General features: G+C 44.1%; 19 protein-coding genes and 1 tRNA gene. 11 read left to right on the top strand and 9 right to left on the bottom strand.

Going from position 1 to position 15,846, the window contains the following annotated elements; genetic code table 11:
• Positions 1-290: 290 nt before the first annotated feature.
• Genes LC1Nh_RS02665 through LC1Nh_RS02655 form a run of 3 tightly spaced genes read right to left on the bottom strand, consistent with a single transcriptional unit; the run spans position 291 to position 2,226 of the window.
• The gene (locus LC1Nh_RS02665) at positions 291-686 is read right to left on the bottom strand and encodes a metal-dependent hydrolase (RefSeq protein ID WP_153550167.1); all 396 of its coding nucleotides are present in this window, start codon (positions 684-686) and stop codon (positions 291-293) included.
• Positions 687-688: 2 nt separating this feature from the next.
• Positions 689-994: a 2Fe-2S iron-sulfur cluster-binding protein gene (locus tag LC1Nh_RS02660; protein WP_153550166.1), complete on the bottom strand. Its 306-nt coding sequence runs from the start codon at positions 992-994 to the stop codon at positions 689-691.
• A gap of 44 nt (positions 995-1,038) precedes the next feature.
• Positions 1,039-2,226 (bottom strand): site-2 protease family protein, encoded by a 1,188-nt coding sequence (locus LC1Nh_RS02655; RefSeq protein ID WP_153550165.1) that lies wholly within the window; start codon positions 2,224-2,226, stop codon positions 1,039-1,041.
• Positions 2,227-2,386: 160 nt separating this feature from the next.
• On the opposite strand from LC1Nh_RS02655, the gene lysS reads away from it, so the two are divergent.
• The 3 genes from lysS to LC1Nh_RS02640 all read left to right on the top strand — a co-directional run bounded on the left by lysS (position 2,387) and on the right by LC1Nh_RS02640 (position 4,777).
• Entirely contained in the window at positions 2,387-3,988 is a 1,602-nt protein-coding gene (lysS, locus tag LC1Nh_RS02650) for a lysine--tRNA ligase (RefSeq protein ID WP_153550164.1), read from the top strand.
• 250 nt (positions 3,989-4,238) lie between these two features.
• Positions 4,239-4,487, top strand: a complete 249-nt coding sequence (locus LC1Nh_RS02645) for a ribbon-helix-helix domain-containing protein (protein ID WP_217907081.1) — start codon at positions 4,239-4,241, stop codon at positions 4,485-4,487.
• Positions 4,484-4,777, top strand: a complete 294-nt coding sequence (locus tag LC1Nh_RS02640; protein WP_153550162.1) for a type II toxin-antitoxin system RelE family toxin — start codon at positions 4,484-4,486, stop codon at positions 4,775-4,777. Before LC1Nh_RS02645 ends, LC1Nh_RS02640 begins: the two co-directional genes overlap by 4 nt.
• A 182-nt stretch (positions 4,778-4,959) precedes the next feature.
• Here the strand turns inward: LC1Nh_RS02640 and LC1Nh_RS02635 are convergent.
• Positions 4,960-5,032: transfer RNA gene (locus tag LC1Nh_RS02635), tRNA-Pro, on the bottom strand.
• A 30-nt stretch (positions 5,033-5,062) separates the two neighbouring features.
• On the bottom strand, positions 5,063-6,265 hold the full coding sequence (locus LC1Nh_RS02630) for an aminoacyl--tRNA ligase-related protein (protein WP_153550161.1): 1,203 nt from the start codon (positions 6,263-6,265) through the stop codon (positions 5,063-5,065).
• 319 nt (positions 6,266-6,584) lie between these two features.
• Between LC1Nh_RS02630 and LC1Nh_RS02625 the strand changes: the two genes are divergently transcribed.
• Both LC1Nh_RS02625 and LC1Nh_RS02620 read left to right on the top strand, forming a co-directional pair.
• Positions 6,585-7,541, top strand: coding sequence for a hypothetical protein (locus LC1Nh_RS02625; RefSeq protein WP_153550160.1), 957 nt, complete (start codon positions 6,585-6,587; stop codon positions 7,539-7,541).
• Between the two features lie 80 nt (positions 7,542-7,621).
• Positions 7,622-8,254: a rhomboid family intramembrane serine protease gene (locus tag LC1Nh_RS02620; protein ID WP_217907080.1), complete on the top strand. Its 633-nt coding sequence runs from the start codon at positions 7,622-7,624 to the stop codon at positions 8,252-8,254.
• On the opposite strand, the gene LC1Nh_RS02615 is transcribed toward LC1Nh_RS02620, so the two are convergent.
• Both LC1Nh_RS02615 and LC1Nh_RS02610 read right to left on the bottom strand, forming a co-directional pair.
• Entirely contained in the window at positions 8,251-8,631 is a 381-nt protein-coding gene (locus LC1Nh_RS02615; RefSeq protein WP_153550158.1) for a hypothetical protein, read from the bottom strand. The genes LC1Nh_RS02620 and LC1Nh_RS02615 overlap by 4 nt on opposite strands.
• 25 nt (positions 8,632-8,656) lie before the next feature.
• Positions 8,657-9,781 (bottom strand): TraB/GumN family protein, encoded by a 1,125-nt coding sequence (locus LC1Nh_RS02610; RefSeq protein ID WP_217907079.1) that lies wholly within the window; start codon positions 9,779-9,781, stop codon positions 8,657-8,659.
• An 88-nt stretch (positions 9,782-9,869) separates the two neighbouring features.
• On the opposite strand from LC1Nh_RS02610, the gene LC1Nh_RS02605 reads away from it, so the two are divergent.
• Together LC1Nh_RS02605 and LC1Nh_RS02600 are read left to right on the top strand one after the other, a co-directional pair.
• Positions 9,870-10,547 (top strand): ABC transporter ATP-binding protein, encoded by a 678-nt coding sequence (locus LC1Nh_RS02605; protein WP_153550156.1) that lies wholly within the window; start codon positions 9,870-9,872, stop codon positions 10,545-10,547.
• A complete protein-coding gene (locus tag LC1Nh_RS02600) occupies positions 10,544-11,674 on the top strand; it encodes a hypothetical protein (RefSeq protein ID WP_153550155.1) in 1,131 nt (376 codons plus the stop codon). Before LC1Nh_RS02605 ends, LC1Nh_RS02600 begins: the two co-directional genes overlap by 4 nt.
• Before the next feature lie 4 nt (positions 11,675-11,678).
• On the opposite strand, the gene LC1Nh_RS02595 is transcribed toward LC1Nh_RS02600, so the two are convergent.
• Positions 11,679-12,665: an NAD(P)-dependent oxidoreductase gene (locus tag LC1Nh_RS02595; protein WP_153550154.1), complete on the bottom strand. Its 987-nt coding sequence runs from the start codon at positions 12,663-12,665 to the stop codon at positions 11,679-11,681.
• A gap of 96 nt (positions 12,666-12,761) precedes the next feature.
• Between LC1Nh_RS02595 and LC1Nh_RS02590 the strand changes: the two genes are divergently transcribed.
• Together LC1Nh_RS02590 and sod are read left to right on the top strand one after the other, a co-directional pair.
• Positions 12,762-13,451: a hypothetical protein gene (locus tag LC1Nh_RS02590; RefSeq protein WP_153550153.1), complete on the top strand. Its 690-nt coding sequence runs from the start codon at positions 12,762-12,764 to the stop codon at positions 13,449-13,451.
• A gap of 124 nt (positions 13,452-13,575) precedes the next feature.
• Entirely contained in the window at positions 13,576-14,175 is a 600-nt protein-coding gene (sod, locus tag LC1Nh_RS02585) for a superoxide dismutase [Mn] (RefSeq protein WP_217907078.1), read from the top strand.
• Positions 14,176-14,190: 15 nt separating this feature from the next.
• On the opposite strand, the gene LC1Nh_RS02580 is transcribed toward sod, so the two are convergent.
• Positions 14,191-14,718 carry an NUDIX hydrolase gene (locus LC1Nh_RS02580; RefSeq protein ID WP_153550151.1) on the bottom strand — a complete coding sequence of 176 codons (528 nt, stop codon included), beginning with the start codon at positions 14,716-14,718 and terminating at the stop codon, positions 14,191-14,193.
• Positions 14,719-14,772: 54 nt separating this feature from the next.
• Here LC1Nh_RS02580 and LC1Nh_RS02575 point away from each other — a divergent pair, with 54 nt between their 5' ends.
• Both LC1Nh_RS02575 and LC1Nh_RS02570 read left to right on the top strand, forming a co-directional pair.
• The gene (locus LC1Nh_RS02575) at positions 14,773-15,150 is read left to right on the top strand and encodes a hypothetical protein (RefSeq protein WP_153550150.1); all 378 of its coding nucleotides are present in this window, start codon (positions 14,773-14,775) and stop codon (positions 15,148-15,150) included.
• 26 nt (positions 15,151-15,176) lie between these two features.
• On the top strand, positions 15,177-15,740 hold the full coding sequence (locus LC1Nh_RS02570) for an FAD-dependent oxidoreductase (protein ID WP_153550149.1): 564 nt from the start codon (positions 15,177-15,179) through the stop codon (positions 15,738-15,740).
• Positions 15,741-15,846 lie beyond the last annotated feature (106 nt).

Raw genomic sequence — 15,846 nt, 5'->3', positions numbered from 1 at the left:
ATAATATATGGTTTTCTGCATGAATGGTTAAAATAAAGGAGAAGTCAGAAACAGGATGTTTAGAGAATGCTGCAGAGAGGGATGCAAAAACCAGACAATGCTCGGCCTATGTAACAAACATACATACCAAAGAGTCTACAGAACTAAGGATCAGAACAATCACGGATAAAACCACAGTTATCGCACTTCAACTCACACGCAACATGCTTACGCATCTCCAACCCACAGTTCCAGCATGTAAAATCCACCATGTTAAATACTTGTTCTCTTATTCTTCTAATTCTTTGGATTTACCAGAGAAACACATCCGCATACAGATCAGACAACAGATGAACTCCTGTAGAAACAGCGGCAACCTCAATCAGTAAAATATCACTGTAGAAACCAGCAATCATCAAAATCATCAGTATCACTGAATGAGAGAAAATCCTGTAAAGTGGTCCAAACTCTTCCTCTTCACCGACAACCGATTGAACATCCGTTACCGAAGCCCAGAAACTGGAGAAAGTAGACTTCAAAAAACGCCAGTCACCATGCACAAAACGACCAACCACAAAGTGATCCACATCAATCAAAGTACCGGAAACAAAAGCCACAAAGACAACCTCAACAAACAACTCCTGCTTCAAAACTCCAAGCAAAAGACCGAGAACAAGAGAAATTACCGCATGACTCCTAGGATTCATATTCAGTACCACTCCGGCTCCGAAATCTTGATATCGCCGTGAACATCAGCCTGACAACTCAATCGGAAAGGACCTTCCAAGACTTCTTCTCCCTGGAAACGCCGCAGAGTATTCTTCTCATCCTCCTGCATCTCACTAAGATTCTCCATACCCTCTTCCACCTTGACACGACAAGTAGTACAGTTGCAGAAACCACCACAGGCATGCATCCATTCAACACCGCCATGCAGCAGAGCCTGAAGTATATCTTGTCCGTCCTCAGCCTCAACTACTTCGTCCCTATCAACGACTTCAATTTTATGAGTCATAGAAAAGAAAGTGGAAATGAAAAATTAAGAAAGGAATGGAAATCCTAGAACGGACCGATGATGCTGTAAACTATAACACCAACCAACAGCAAAAGAACTGCTCCTGACCAGGCATTCACATACTGAGTATACTCCTCACCAGCAAACCGTTCAATAACTGCATCCAAGATATGACCCCCATCAAGCGGCTTAGCAGGGAACATGTTAAACATTCCAATACCCAGGTTCAGAAACGCCACAATATTCAGTAAGCCTCCGAACCAGGACAAAAACCCGCTGAAAGATTTCAGACCATCCTTGTACTCTCTATCAACACTTAGGAACTGAAGCCCCAGATAACCTCCATCAAATCCTTCCTTCGAAGTAGCTGTGACAGAAAAGTTTCCCTCAGTAGTAACCAATTCTAACGAATCACCTGACTGCAAACCCTCGGTAGCAGCCTTGATATCCGAAATATCAGCCACAGTCTGATTTCCGACAGCCTGAAGAGTACCGTTCGTCATACCGGCTTCACCAGCAGGAAAGTCATCCTGAGCCTGATAAACAATTCCCGCGGGATTAGAGGTTGCTGAAGTAAAACCTAAAGCCAGTACCAGGAACAAACCAGCAGTAAGATAGTTCGCCCAGCTTCCAGCCGCCAAAACCTTGACACGGGAAATCCAGTCTCCCTGATCCCAGGCACCGTGAGGCTTAGCCTCATCACCTCCATCATCACCAGGCAAACCACTACCCTTCGGCTCAACAAAAGCACCCGGAATAACTCCAAGCACCAAGACACCTACAGAATTAATATCGAAGTCCTGAGCCCTCGCAATAACACCATGACTCAACTCATGGACAACCATTAGTATTCCAATCGAAATAAACCAGTACTCAGCAGGCACACCGATAGCACCTGCACTCTGAGAAATAGTGCTCCCGGTAGAAGGATAAACCACTCCAGCACCCTCGGCTGGCTGACCCGTCCGCACAACCTTCAAAACAAGTTCATAAATGGAGTAAAAAATCAACGGCACAGACACAGCCGCAGCCAAAACCCCGCCCCAAGAATAAACCTTCCAGAAACGAGGAAACCTCTTAGCAACCCGGTCAATAAGATCCAAACCATTCTTCGTCCTCCGATAGAAAAGAATTCCAGAGCGTTCAACATTCTCCCGATCACGCCACAAAAGTGCAAAAATCAAACCAACCATACCCAAAAGAAAACCGAATCTCAAAGTCGCAGTATCCATACACAAAACACCGAAGACTCTAAGTTAAAAACCCTCATACAAACCAGCTCAGGTACTATAAAAAATTCGCATAAATAACAATCCCTATGACAGATCAACCCCTATTCTGGACCCGAAATTTCCAAGAAATTTCTGAAACCAAAAACAGCGGGGAGATAAGATGAGTGAACAGCCGCTGTTTTGGTCAGATCAACTGGCCTTCGGAGTAACACGCAAATTCCCAGACCAAGACACATATGTCTGCGCATCAGGGATCAGTCCTTCAGGCCTTGTACATGCTGGAAATTTCCGGGAGATAATTACAACCGACTTTGTTGTCAAGTCTTTGAAGAATAGGGGCGAAGATGTTCGATTTATCTATTCCTGGGATGATTACGACCGTTTCAGAAAGGTTCCTTCCAATGTACCTGATGAATGGGAGCAGTATCTTGGACTTCCGCTTGTGGAAGTGCCTGACCCGGAAGGATGCCACGACAGCTACGCCGACCACTTCGAAGCCCGACTAGAGGAAGAACTGGAAGGCATGCACATGGACATAGAATTCATCAGGCAAAGCAAGAAATTCAAGAACGGCGACTACACAGAACAAATCAAACATGCAATGCAGAACAGGGAAGAAATCAAACAAATACTCGACAAATACAGGAAAGAACCACTCGAAGAACCATACTTCCCACTAAGAGTCTACTGCAAAGAATGCGGCAAAGACTATACAGAAGTAACGGACTACGACGGCGAATACACTGTAGAATACCACTGCGATGAATGTGGAGAAGATCTAGAGTTGAACTTCAAAGAACATCCTTCTGTCAAACTTCCATGGCGTGTAGACTGGCCTATGCGCTGGAAATATGAAGGAGTCGACTTTGAACCAGCAGGGAAAGAACACTCTGCATCAGGAGGAAGCAGAGACACAGGGAACGAGCTAGCGGAGAAAATATTCGACAAAGAACCACCAGTCCACCAGATGTACGAATTCGTGACAAAAGACGGCGGAAAGATTTCCTCGAGTTCTGGAGAAGATGTATTCACGATTACAGAGTTGAAGAAAGTCTACAGCCCGGAAATGATACGATTCCTGTTCTCCAACACAAAGCCAAACAAGGCATTCGAGATACCTTTCGAGGATGAGGAAATATTCCAGAGATACGAGAAATTCGACAAGATAGAACACCAGTACTTCAACCCGGACGAGCTCGACAACGACAGAGAAAGAAAGCACAGGAAACGCGTATACGAAATAGCGATGGTAGAAATACCGGATGAAGAGCCTGTCCGAGTTCCGTTCAAACAGGCATCTTTCATCGCACAGACAGTACCAGAGGAAAAGTGGGAGAGTAAAGGTTTCGAATCACTTCGAAGAACCGGTCACCTGCCGGAAGAAATCTCCGAAGAAGACAAACAGAGAACTTTAGAAAGATTAGAAAGAGCCAAGAACTGGGCAAGAGACTACGCTCCCGAAGAATATGTCTACGAGATAAACTACGAAGTATCAGAAGAGATAAAGGAAAAACTTAGCGAAGAAGAAAGAGAAGCAGCAAAGCTGTTGGCAGAAATGCTGGAAACAGAGGACTGGACAGATCAAGACGACTTAGATGGTAAAATCTTTGATGTAAAGGAAGAATCAGAGCTTGGAACAGGAGAGTTCTTCGATGCAATGTACAAAGTTATGCTAGGTAGAGAAAGCGGTCCGAGACTTTCCCGACTAATTCTTTCGATAGGATCAGAAGATACTGCAGAAATCCTACGACAAGCTACATAGTAGGATAACAGGAACCTGACTCCCTATGAAATGTGGGAATATGTAATTGGCAGGACCCGCCACTGAATCAACCGTTCACTGGCTACCAATCGAACCGGCGTGGTCGACACCCAACCGAAGCCGTGACTGACCCCCACCTCTTTCTCGGACAATCACAGTGAGATCAAACTATATGAGTTCAACACGATTTTCCGGGACGAAATACATTTTTAAAATTTTCTTACTATAGTATGACTATGGTGATATTACGGTGGCATCGTTGACGATCAAACTTCCAGATAACCAGAAAAACGAGATCGAAGCCGTAGCTGAGAGGAAAAACTACAACAGTACCTCTGAGTATGTCCGTGAAGCACTCCGTGACAAGGTCGAAGAAGATCTTGTACTGCGGCCAGAGATAGCGGAGAAGCTACGGAGACGGTTGAGAGAGTACGAGGAAGGCGAGTCAGATGGTTACACGCTGGAAGAGTTGGACGAGGAGCTTGGGTTGTCTGAATGAAACTCGAAGTACGGGACGGTGCTGTCGAGGACCTGAAGGAAATGGATGAACAGGTTCAGAGACAGATACGGACCAAGATGGAGGAATTGAGGGAAAGCCCTCTCGGTGAGAATACCTCTCTTATGAGCAAGCAGGGTCTGGAGATCTTTCGATTGAAGCTCAAGGACGACGAGCTGGACCACAGAGTTTTCTTCAAGCTTGACGGCAGGAAGGTCGTGGTTCTTGGTGTCGAACACCGCGACGATGCCTACACACAGAAGTCGATACAAAGAATCAAGGCACGGGTCTGATTTCTCATTTCCCAGAGGAGCATTCTAAACCCAGAAAAACTGCTTATACAGTCCAAATATGGCGGCAAATAAGCGGAACATCTTTTTAAAAATCTTTAAGCATATTTCTGATGAAACCTATACAATCGAAGGAAGGAACGGGAAAAAACACGGCAAAAGAAGGATTTGCACGGCTAATAGGCTGGCAGGATCTGGATTTGAACCGGGGTCTGGCCGTCCCAAACGGCCAATGATAGTCCACTACACCATCCCGCCATTTTACGGGAGAGGTTAAAGGAGGTAGATTTATTTTGCCACCTCCTTGACGAGTTCGGTATGACCTGTTCTATCTTCTACTTCGATAACTCCATTCTCGAGAAAATTGTTGCCGACGATAACTTTCCTGTTCACTCCTATCAGATCTGCTTCGGCAAATTTCTCACCGATCGACATTTCTCCCTCGTAGAGAAGAATTTCCTCTTCCTCACTTAGGTCCTGATAAATTTTCTCCGCCTTGTTACAGGCTTTTTCTTCTTCGCTAGCGAGGACTACTGCTGTGTCAAATGCTGCAACTTCCCGGTTCCAGGTTATCCCTTGATCATCGTTGCTTTGTTCGATAATAGCTGAAATCAGGCGGGAAACTCCGATGCCGTAACAGCCCATGACCACCGATTTGTTCTCTCCTTCCTCAGTAGTGAAGTCTAAGTTCATTGAGCTGCTGTATCTAGTGCCAAGTTTGAAGCAGTGACCAACCTCAATGCCATTTACTTTTTCTAGTTCAGATCCGCATTCACGGCATTCTGAAGCCTCTAGGTTTTTAGTGCCAAACTCACAGCCTCTGCATTTCATGTAGGTGTCGCTACCGACCTCTGCCTCGGCGATGAACTCCCTTGAGGTATCTCCACCCATTGAGCCGTTATCAGCACCTACCACAGAGTACTCAAGTCCTATTCTGTCAAAGATTCTGCGGTAGACTTCCATCATCTCTTCAAATTTCCTATCAAGTTTGTCTTCATTTCTGTGGAAGCTGTAGGCATCCTTCATCGTGAATTCTTTAGCCCTTAGAAGTCCTTTCCTAGCATGGTCATCACGGAACTTACGACCAATCTGATAAACTGTGAAGTCGAGATCTCTGTAGCTTCTTACAAACTTTCGAGCCATTCCAACCACTGCTTCTTCATGTGTTGCTGCTAGACAGAAATCCTTGTCATCTCTGTTTTTGAAGTGGAAGAACTCTTCCCCCTCGAAGTCTTTCCACCGACCACTTTCTTTCCATAGTTTAGAGGTCTGCAGGAGATTCATTCTGACTTCTTGAGCTACCTCATCTATCTCATCTCTAATTACTTCTTCAATGTTATCGAGCACTTTCTTCCCGAGATGAGTGTATCCAAAGGTTCCTGAGCCGTAACTGTGAATCAGACCTGCTTTAATCGCCAACTCTTCGCTACGGCAGTCAGCATCTGAGACAGACTCTTTGGATACAGTGGCGAACAAATCACTGCGTCTCATCCAATTTCACCAGAAACCGTTTTTGAAAGGTTTTGAACCAGTTTAGATAATTTCCATAAGTGGAACGCGTCCACCCGTAGTTGAGTCTTGTGTCATAGAAATCACATAGAATTCAATAGACCGGCGACTAAGAAAACTCCCTCTAGAATGCTGAAAGTTGAGGAACATATTCACCAGTCATGAATGACCTGTTGGATGCTACTGTTTTAATTCTTTTGCTTGTCTTGGGGGAGAGCACATATCTTTGTTTATGCAATGTTTCTGTGATTGTTTTGGAGTGTCTAAGTGTTTTTGAGTGGTTGAGTGTCTCTTGTATGGTATGAAAACAATAGCGTTGATTGCGGCGGTTATGGTTACGGTGGGGCTTGGTGCGGCTTCAGGCTCTGAGAGTTTTTTCGAAGACGATTTTTTCGATGAGGGTTCCGGGGATTCTTTTTTCTCGGAGGGTTCTAGTATAGATATTTCGTTTGATGACGATAATTTCTTCAGTGAAGATGGCGACGATTCTGAGACCCCTGAGAACGGTGATGATAGTGATTCTGAAAGTGATGTGGGCGTATGTGTTATCGGTGTGGACAGTCCGTGTAACTCAGATGAGTATGATGGAAGTGAGGACAGTGAGGATTCAGAAACTCCTGAGGACGGCGATGAGTCCGGGGAGTCTGATGAAGGAGATGAGTCTGATGGATCAGAAGATGATGGGACGGTTGTTGAGGAGCGTACTGTAACTCCTGCACCTGAACCAAGTCATGTAGGTGAGGACTATCTTAGCTATCCTAATCCACGAGACCACTACAAGCATGATCAGGATATTCATCGTGAAGGATCTATCAAGGTCTGTAAGATTCTCCTAAATCAGAACGGGGAAGTTATCACAGGTGAAACTGTTGACACAACTTTCAGCGTAGAAACAAGTATTCCGTATAATGATGCGGAGACAATCACATTTGACACTCCAATCAATCAGGTTGCAGACCTTGTAGGGACGAGCGAAGAGCTGAGAGAGGGAGATGGATATCTCGATGCGGAATGCGCAGAGTTCCACGATCTCCGACTTAACCAGACTTACTCCTACAGCCAGGAAACAATCTCAGGACCTGACGCAGACAAAGTAGAGACACTGGGATACATAGAAAAATGGGAGAACCGAAACACTCCTGTAAGCAATGTAGAAGACTTTAACAGCAGCGAAGACTCTGACGGAACAATCAGACTTGAACCAGGTTACAACGGAAGACACGCAGAAGTCATAATAGTCAACCAGATCACAGGATAAAAACAAACTCCTCCTTTATTCCCTTACCTTTTTCTTCTATTTGCGAACTGCTAAAAAACTGGACCAAACTAAACCTATCTGTGGAAAAACAGAAAACAGGATTTAATTACACTGCATTAAAGCTGTGCAGCCTACTAGTAGCAGTCTACACCATCCAAACATTCTCCGGATTTAACCCCGGTTTCAAACCAGGTGAACCCTTCTGGAAGTTCTTCACATCAATAATCGGTCACTCCGGAATAGAACACCTGACAAACAACCTGTTCTTCATAGCACTCTTCGGCTCAATCTACGAAAAATGGACATCATCAAAAACATTCCTAACTACTTTCCTAATTTCCGCATTAGCCGGGAATTTGACAGCATTCATATTCTACCCAAACTCGTTTATAATCGGAGCATCAGCCGGAGGAATGGGAGTAATGGCAGCACTAGCAGCCTACCGCCCAAACCAAATCGGCTTAGGGCTTGGAGTACCACTACCCATGTGGGCAGTACTACTTTCCTACATACTTATCGACCTATCCGGTCTAACAGCAGCAACCAATGTAGCCAACGAAGCACACCTACTAGGAGTACTAGCAGGAAGCATAATCGGCATCCAACTCAGAGACAAAAAATACGGCAAAGAAAAAAACAGCGACAACACTGAATTAGAAGATTCCTGGAAACAGAAAATCAGGGATTGGGAAGAAAAATGGATGATAGACTAGAGCGGATTGAAGTCTTGGTCTTCGGATTCTTCCTCAGTATTGTTCTGTGTTCTTGAGTTTTGGTTTCTGTTTGATTGCTGGTTTCTTCCTTGATTCCTGTTGTTTCTGGAGTTGCTCTGGTTTTGTTTTTGGCGTTGGTTGGCTTGGCTGTTTTGCTGTCTCTGCGTATTTTGTCTCTGACCGCTGTTTTGCTGCTGTTGTTGTCCTTGTTGTTGGATCTGTTGGACGAACTGGTCTGTATCTACTCCTGCTTCGTCTAATGCATTTAGGTGTCTTTCTAGCTGTGAGTTGACGATTTGAAGTAGTCTTGATAGTTCTTTCTTTTCGTGCATCAGTGTTTCGATTGCGCCTTTGTGCTTGCCGACTTCTTCGTTCATGGCTATTAGTTGTTTTCTCAGTGTTTTAAAGTCCGATCAGTGAGGCGATGAAGCCAGCTGACAGGAATGTTGCGGCTGCGCTACCTAGAGTTACGAAGAAAAATGTCAAAAGTACTCGACCCGCCTGATTATCCCACAGACTGCGATAGTTCTCTACCTTGGTCACTTCCTCCATTTCCTCTATTGTTGGCGGGTGGAACTTGGCTTCCGCATACGAGGCAACCATTCCAGCACCCAGAGCAGGATCCAGAGAAGTTAGAGGTGCGGCAATAAATGAAGTGATCCATGTAGAGATATGTGATCGAGCTATTATTGCTCCAAACATAGCCAAAATCCCGTTACTCAGTATCCAGAACGCTGTTGCATCAACACCGGTTGAAAAACCGATTTGATAGAATGCATAACCTAGACCTGCTATAATAAATGCAGGGACTCCATAACTTATGATTTTCGTCCATGAAATACTTTTTCCGTCTTGAATTGAGTATTTTTTCTGTTCTTCGATATCTTCTATCATTCCTTTGACATGTGCAGCTCCTACTACAACTACAGCTCGGTCAAAATCCTGTTCCATCAGTTTCTCTGCCATGAAAGTGTTTCTTTCTTCCAGGAAGACTTTGTTGAGTGATGGGAGTTGTTTTTCAAGTTCTGATACTATTCCGTCCAGCATATCACCCTCTTTTAGTTCCTCTACATTCATCTCTTCTTTTCCTGCGAATATGGAGCCTGTAAGCTTTATTTTCTCCCAGATTGTTAGTTGTGAGAATGCTCTGCTAAGTGTCTCATTTATGTCTCTATCGAGCAACGAGTATTCGATACTGTTTTCTTCTGCAGCCTCTACTGCTTCCAGCATTTCCTGTCCTGGTTTCGTTCCTTCTTGTATTCCAAGATGTCGTTGGTATATTGAGAGAAAAAGATTTACAAGCAGTAAAGGTGCTTTACCTTCCTTGATAGCTTCCGATAGGTCTAAGTCTTTCCATCCTGAGTCTTCCCTCAAAGAGTTTAGCCTATCCTCATCCAGTTCTATTCCCACAAGGTCGGGCTGAACCTCTTCTATTGTCTGTCTTACTTCTCTGCGGCTTTCTTCCGATACATGTGCTGTCCCGACTACGGTGATCTCTTTTCCGTCTACCGTGATTTCCTGTTTCACAATACCTGTTTTTTAGCAGTGGAAGACTATTAAACCAGGTACATCGAAGGGGAAACATCAATAAGTGGGGTCTGAGAAATATCTGTGTATGAGTGTTATCAGGGCAGATAACTTGTCCAAAGAATTTGATGATGTGGATGCTCTTCGAGATGTTTCTTTCAAAGTTGATGAAGGAGAGATTATTGGTGTTCTAGGTCCTAACGGGGCAGGAAAATCCACATTGATTAAGGTTCTGTCCGGCCAGATGAATCGTGATTCTGGCGAAGTCAGAGTTCTTGGTAAAGACCCTGATAAGGAAGGAGTTAAACTGAGAGAGGATATAGGTATTCTGCCTGAACGAGAGGATCCACCAAGCTTTTTGACTGGGAAAGAGTTCATGGATTTCTGCAGCGATATCCGCGGTGAAGAGTTTGTTGATAGTAAATGGGTTCAAAGGTTGAACCTGGGCGGAGACTTGAATAAAATTACGCATGATTTGTCGAAAGGTGAGCGCCAGAAACTGATGATTGCCCAGTCTTTCTTCCACGAACCTGAAATCGTATTTATCGACGAACCGTTGATTAATTTAGATCCTTTTATCCAGGAAGAGGCTAAGAAAATATTCCAGGAGCATCGGGACGATGGCGGTACTGTTTTCATGTGCACTCATGTCGTTGAACTAGCTGAGGAGTTGTGTGATAGAGTATTTTTCATGGATGATGGCGAGATTGTTGAGGAGGTAACGGAAGTGGAAAACCTTCGAGAAAAGTTCTTTGAGTCACAATGAAACAGTTCTTGAAGATTGTATGGATGATGATGGTTGAAGAATGGAGAAGCCACTCCCGGATTTACAGAGGTCACAGCTTTGCACTTTTCCCTGTACTGGTTTTCATTTTTGCCGCAGCATTCTCATACTTCACAGTTAATTATTCCACACTCAATCCTGAAATCCTGGATGCAGGACTTCTTGCCTTAGGTGGAATGTTCGGTCTGGCAGCAGGCACTATCGGTTTCTACGGCAGAGACGCTTTCCAAAATGTATTAGGTCAGACCGAGTATCTCGTATATACATCCCAAACACTTCCGTTGAGTGGGCGGAAATTAGGCGCGGCATTCCTGATAAAAGACATACTGTATTACAGCTTGATACTTACCTTGCCTGTGACAGCAGGTTTCGCAGTTTTCCACCTCCCTGTGATCTATTCTCTTCCGGAAATGATGGGTTTCTTCAGCTTAGCAGCAGCTCTAAGCCTTTCAATCAGTCATTTCACTCGACCTAGAATCTTGAAACCAGAAATGGATCTCCCGATTGATTCTCTCACTAACAAGGCATTCATCGATGTTTCACGGTCGACCGGCGGTTTCTTGAAGATTATTTTTTCCCTGGGTTTACTGACATTCTTCTACTGGTATTTCGTGTTCTTCTTCCCCATCGCTAATGCATTTCTGCGGAATCCTCTGCTTTCATTCAGCGTCGTCGTAGGAATCGCCAATCTCAGCGTCTACAACTGGATTAATCGTTTTGACTCGTTGAAAGACTACGACTACCTGCCTGTCAAGTACAGAAGTCTTGTGGATTCAAAGAAAAAGGCCTACACAATCCTAACCTTGCCTTTAACCACATTATTGATTCTTGTGGCCTACCTGTTCTATCCTGGTGACCTTTTCTTGGCTCTGTTAATCGGCTATACCACTACTATGTACAGCTTGGTGGTAGTTGAGAAACTGACTAAGTTGAAGCCAAATATCCGATTCTACCAGACAGGAACATTCATCAAATTCCTGATAATAGAAAGCATCGTCATAGTACCCCTACTCTTCGCCTCAGTCATCTACAGAGGTATATGGATAGAAATAGTAGTGTTCTCAATGCTGATACTTTTCTCCTCAGCACTAATCGAAGAGCACTGGTAAAAGATCAGTTCACCGTATTTCTTCCTTTTTCGATATTCTCTAGAGTTTTATCTTCTATCCTCTGAAGTGCTTCTCTACTGTTGAAAGCGTTATGAGGAGTCACTACTACATCATCCCGCTCCATCAAGATATGATCTTCCACTATCTTCTGTGGGTCGCATTCATCACTGATATCACCCAGGATCTCAATGTCTTCCTCTATAACACATTCCTCTTCCAGTACATCAAGTCCTGCCCGGGAAACATTCCCGTTTTCCAATGCTCTTATCAGCGCAGTTGTATCTACTAACTCTCCACGAGCCGTATTAATCAGAACAGTTTCATCCATTAGCTTGAACTGTTCCTCAGAGAATAAGTGGTGGTTTTCATCAGTTAAAGGACAGTGAATAGTTATTATATCAGACTTTTTGATCAAGTCTTCCATCGAGACATACATGAAGCCTAGCTCTTCTTCCAAGCCCTCTTTGGGGTATGGGTCAGATGCTAGGACATCCATGTTAAATCCGTGTGCCATTTCGATAACTTTCTGACCTATACTGCCCGTCCCTACAACTCCCAGCGTTTTCCCCTCAAGATCAAAACCCTTCAGCCCTTGATGGTCAAACTCACCGTTCTCTACCTTACTAATCGCCTCGTGAATCCTCCTGGAAAGTGTTAGGATTAAACCGAATGCGTGTTCTGCTACCGTATTAGCACCATATCTTGGGACATTGCATATTTTGATGCCTTGTTCTGAGGCTGTTTCAATGTCGACATGATCGAATCCTGTAGACCTACAAGCGATTATATCGACATCTAACTCCTCAATTACTTCAGAGCTGACCTGGGAAGAAACAAAGACGGATACTGCATCAAAACCTTCTGTCTTGGCTGCTGTATCCTTGGTTAAGCTTTCCTCAAAGAATTTTATCTCAAAGGGGAAATCCTTGTTCTCAAGGTATTCTTTCTCCCAGTTTTCTGTGTCAAACCAGGCGACTTTTTCTACTGTCATAGTTGTGAGTGAGTCTGCGGCAGGTTTTATAGGTTGGGAAAGAGGGCGGACAGTGTAAATATTTTATAAGCCTGCTTGGACAGAATTTATGCATATATGGCAGATTATCTAGATGGAACTGTTGACGAGGTCAAGGAAAAAATCCGAGACGCCTCAGATGTAAACTATGAAGAACTTCTCAAAGAAGAGGAGCAAGGCAAAGACCGTAAAACCGTAAAGGAATTCCTAGAAAAGAAGATTGGAGAAGAAGTAGAAGAGGAAATCCATGAAGAAGTAGAGGAACAGGAAGAAGTAGAAGAAGAACTTGTCGAAGAAATCGAAGAAGAGACAAGCGAAGGACTTCTAGGAAGCTTCAACCGCGTACAGCTTGTCAGCGGAGGAGCACTATTCGGAATTATAGCAGGTCTTCTTGTAGGATCTTTGCTTATGCCTTCAATGGGAGGAGACCAGATCTCCCAGACACAGGCAACCGAGAAAGTAGAAGACTTCCTGGTGGCAAGCGGACAGCCAGAAGATCAGATTTCAGTGACTGCAGAGCCTAAGAACAACATGTACTACATTAATGCATCCGTAGATAGGACAGTGAACGGTACACAGCAGACACAGTCACAGATGTTCTACCTGACTACAGACGGGAAGATTCTATTCCCAGAACAGGTAAGAAGTCCTTTCGGCGCACAGAACGTAGCCTATGACATCGACCAACTGATTCAAAGAGCACAACAAGCAGAACAGCAACCTGAGAATCAGACAGGAAACAACCAGACAACAAACACAACCCAGTAAACCCTGGGGAACCCCTTATTCACTTTTCTTATTTCTTAATCAAACCAACTTCTCCAACTAGAAGCAACCTCAGCTTTTAACCATTCGAAACCCAATTACTTATCGTAAGGTGAATCAATTCTCTATGAATCAAGGACTTGTCAAACTACCGTATGATTACGACGCCCTAACCCCGTACATCTCCGAACAAGTGATGGAATGGCATCACGATGTCCACCATCAAGGCTATGTAGACGGCTGGAACAGTGCAGAAGAAGGATTACAGGAACAGAGAGAAGAAGGCGACTTCTCAGGAACGGGAGCACTTCTAAACTCTTTCACTCACAACTTCTGTGGGAATATTCTGCACGAAATCTTCTGGCACAACATGTCTCCAAACGGCGGAGGAAGACCAGAAGATGAACTCATGGAAAGAATTGAAGAAGAATTCGGCAGCTACGAAAACTGGAAGAAAGAGTTCAAACAAGCAGCCAAATCAGCCTCCGGATGGGCACTACTAGTCTACATCCCGTACAACAACTCTCTGCACAATGTAGCAGTCGACAAACACGACGACGGAGCAGTATGGGGAGCACACCCAATCCTGGCAGTTGATGTCTGGGAACACAGCTACTACCACGACTACGGACCAGACCGTGGAGAATTCATCGACAACTTCTTCGAAGTAGTAGACTGGAGCGATGTACAGGAGAGATACGAAGACATCAGTCAGAAGTTCGAATAAAAAACACCTCTCTCTTTATTCTTCTCTTATTTTTTCTATCAGATTTAGGTAAACTTCGTAGTCCAGATCTGCCTTGTTTTCCTGTATTTTTTCGTATTTCCATAATTCAAGTTTTTCAACTTCTTCCTCCTCACGGTTAAGCTCTCCCTCAACACCCTCAAAACCTACTAAGTATACAGCCACGACAACACGTCTACCATCAGGATGCTTCAGGGAAACATGGTCAACAAATTGAGTATTACCGGTAACTTTGAGACCTGTCTCCTCTCTAAGTTCTCTCTTAGCTCCTTCCAATGGTTTTTCATCTAGCTCTAAGTAACCTGCCGGGATACTCCATTTACCGCTGTGAGGTTCAATCTTTCTCTTCTGAAGTAACACCTTATCCTCTTTTCTGACGATAAACCCTGCCGCCACATCAGGATTCAGCCAGACAACATCATCACATTCTTCGCAGAAAAGTCTTTCTCTACCATCTATGAACTTTGAATCCAATCTATTTCCGCAGTCTGGACAGTAATCAGGTGAAAACTCTGGCATCTCCATAACTGGAAACTTTAGCTCACCAAGTACATAAATCTCGCTCAGACAGAAGTTAATATGACAGACTACAAACCTGGGACCTGCAACATCAATGAAACAGAAAGAAAGAAGAGACTGATTGTAGGTATCGTAGGATTCTTCAACGCAGCACTTCTATCCGCAACAATGCTAATCTACCCGGGTTTCACGCCATTATACTTCACAATATTCTTACTGTATCTGACAGGATTTGTAGGCTACCTACAGTACAGAAACCATTTTTGCACCGGGTACGCACTAAAGAAGAAATTCAAAACCAATAAATCAGAAGAAGAGATAGAAAACTCAGAGAGTATTTCCAAAGACCGAAGAAAAGCCGCTCTAATCATACTTCAATCCATTATAGGTGCAGGACTACTAACCCTGATAATCTACCTGATTGCGGCAAACATCTAAAATTCTAACCTCTAAATTAATTTTCTATGAAGACAGTAATCGTAATCGGAGGCGGAATAGCAGGACTTCAAGCAGGAGTCTTTACCGCAAAAGCAGGAGAAGAAACACTTGTACTCGACACAGGAGAAAGCCTAGTGCTGAACACATCAAACATTCAGAATCTGATCGGACATGACTCAGTCTCCGGCAGCGAACTACTCAAAAAAGGAAAAGACAAACTAGACGACTTCGGCGGAGAGATCAAAGAAGAAAAAGTCGAAGAATTAGAAGAAACAGATGGAGGATTCAAAGTAATCACTGAGGACGATGAGTATGAAGCCGAGTATATCGTGGCAGCTTCCGCCGGCGACCTAACCTACCTAGAAGACCTAGTAGAATTCGAGGACGGCGTTGAAGGACCTTACATGATGGATAGACATGTAAAGACTGATCAACACAATCAATCAACTGAGAACGAGAAAATCTTCGCCGCAGGACTAGCCAACACATGGGAGTACCAAACCTCTGTAGCTATCGGAGATGGAGCACAGGCAGCAGTCAATCTCTTAACCGATCTGCGTGGAGAACCATTCGAAGATCACGATACCTAGGATTTCTTTTCCTCTGGACCGGGTGAAGCCACGAACTCTCCTGCAGAATATACTTTTTTATGCTCAAAATAGGGAGGAATTTGGAGAGCACGATAGGGCAATTTCT

The organism is Candidatus Nanohalobium constans, assembly GCF_009617975.1.
Taxonomy (GTDB): domain Archaea; phylum Nanohalarchaeota; class Nanosalinia; order Nanosalinales; family Nanosalinaceae; genus Nanohalobium; species Nanohalobium constans.
Note: the sequence above shows the minus strand (reverse complement) of the source record. Positions and strands in the feature narration are given on the sequence as shown.

Coding starts and splice junctions, on each gene's coding strand:
- LC1Nh_RS02665 (WP_153550167.1), bottom strand. CDS start 686: ATGAATCCTAGGAGTCATGCGGTAATTTCTCTTGTTCTCGGTCTTTTG.
- LC1Nh_RS02660 (WP_153550166.1), bottom strand. CDS start 994: ATGACTCATAAAATTGAAGTCGTTGATAGGGACGAAGTAGTTGAGGCT.
- LC1Nh_RS02655 (WP_153550165.1), bottom strand. CDS start 2,226: ATGGATACTGCGACTTTGAGATTCGGTTTTCTTTTGGGTATGGTTGGT.
- lysS (WP_153550164.1), top strand. CDS start 2,387: ATGAGTGAACAGCCGCTGTTTTGGTCAGATCAACTGGCCTTCGGAGTA.
- LC1Nh_RS02640 (WP_153550162.1), top strand. CDS start 4,484: ATGAAACTCGAAGTACGGGACGGTGCTGTCGAGGACCTGAAGGAAATG.
- LC1Nh_RS02630 (WP_153550161.1), bottom strand. CDS start 6,265: ATGAGACGCAGTGATTTGTTCGCCACTGTATCCAAAGAGTCTGTCTCA.
- LC1Nh_RS02625 (WP_153550160.1), top strand. CDS start 6,585: ATGAAAACAATAGCGTTGATTGCGGCGGTTATGGTTACGGTGGGGCTT.
- LC1Nh_RS02615 (WP_153550158.1), bottom strand. CDS start 8,631: ATGAACGAAGAAGTCGGCAAGCACAAAGGCGCAATCGAAACACTGATG.
- LC1Nh_RS02605 (WP_153550156.1), top strand. CDS start 9,870: ATGAGTGTTATCAGGGCAGATAACTTGTCCAAAGAATTTGATGATGTG.
- LC1Nh_RS02600 (WP_153550155.1), top strand. CDS start 10,544: ATGAAACAGTTCTTGAAGATTGTATGGATGATGATGGTTGAAGAATGG.
- LC1Nh_RS02595 (WP_153550154.1), bottom strand. CDS start 12,665: ATGACAGTAGAAAAAGTCGCCTGGTTTGACACAGAAAACTGGGAGAAA.
- LC1Nh_RS02590 (WP_153550153.1), top strand. CDS start 12,762: ATGGCAGATTATCTAGATGGAACTGTTGACGAGGTCAAGGAAAAAATC.
- sod (WP_217907078.1), top strand. CDS start 13,576: ATGAATCAAGGACTTGTCAAACTACCGTATGATTACGACGCCCTAACC.
- LC1Nh_RS02580 (WP_153550151.1), bottom strand. CDS start 14,718: ATGGAGATGCCAGAGTTTTCACCTGATTACTGTCCAGACTGCGGAAAT.
- LC1Nh_RS02575 (WP_153550150.1), top strand. CDS start 14,773: ATGACAGACTACAAACCTGGGACCTGCAACATCAATGAAACAGAAAGA.
- LC1Nh_RS02570 (WP_153550149.1), top strand. CDS start 15,177: ATGAAGACAGTAATCGTAATCGGAGGCGGAATAGCAGGACTTCAAGCA.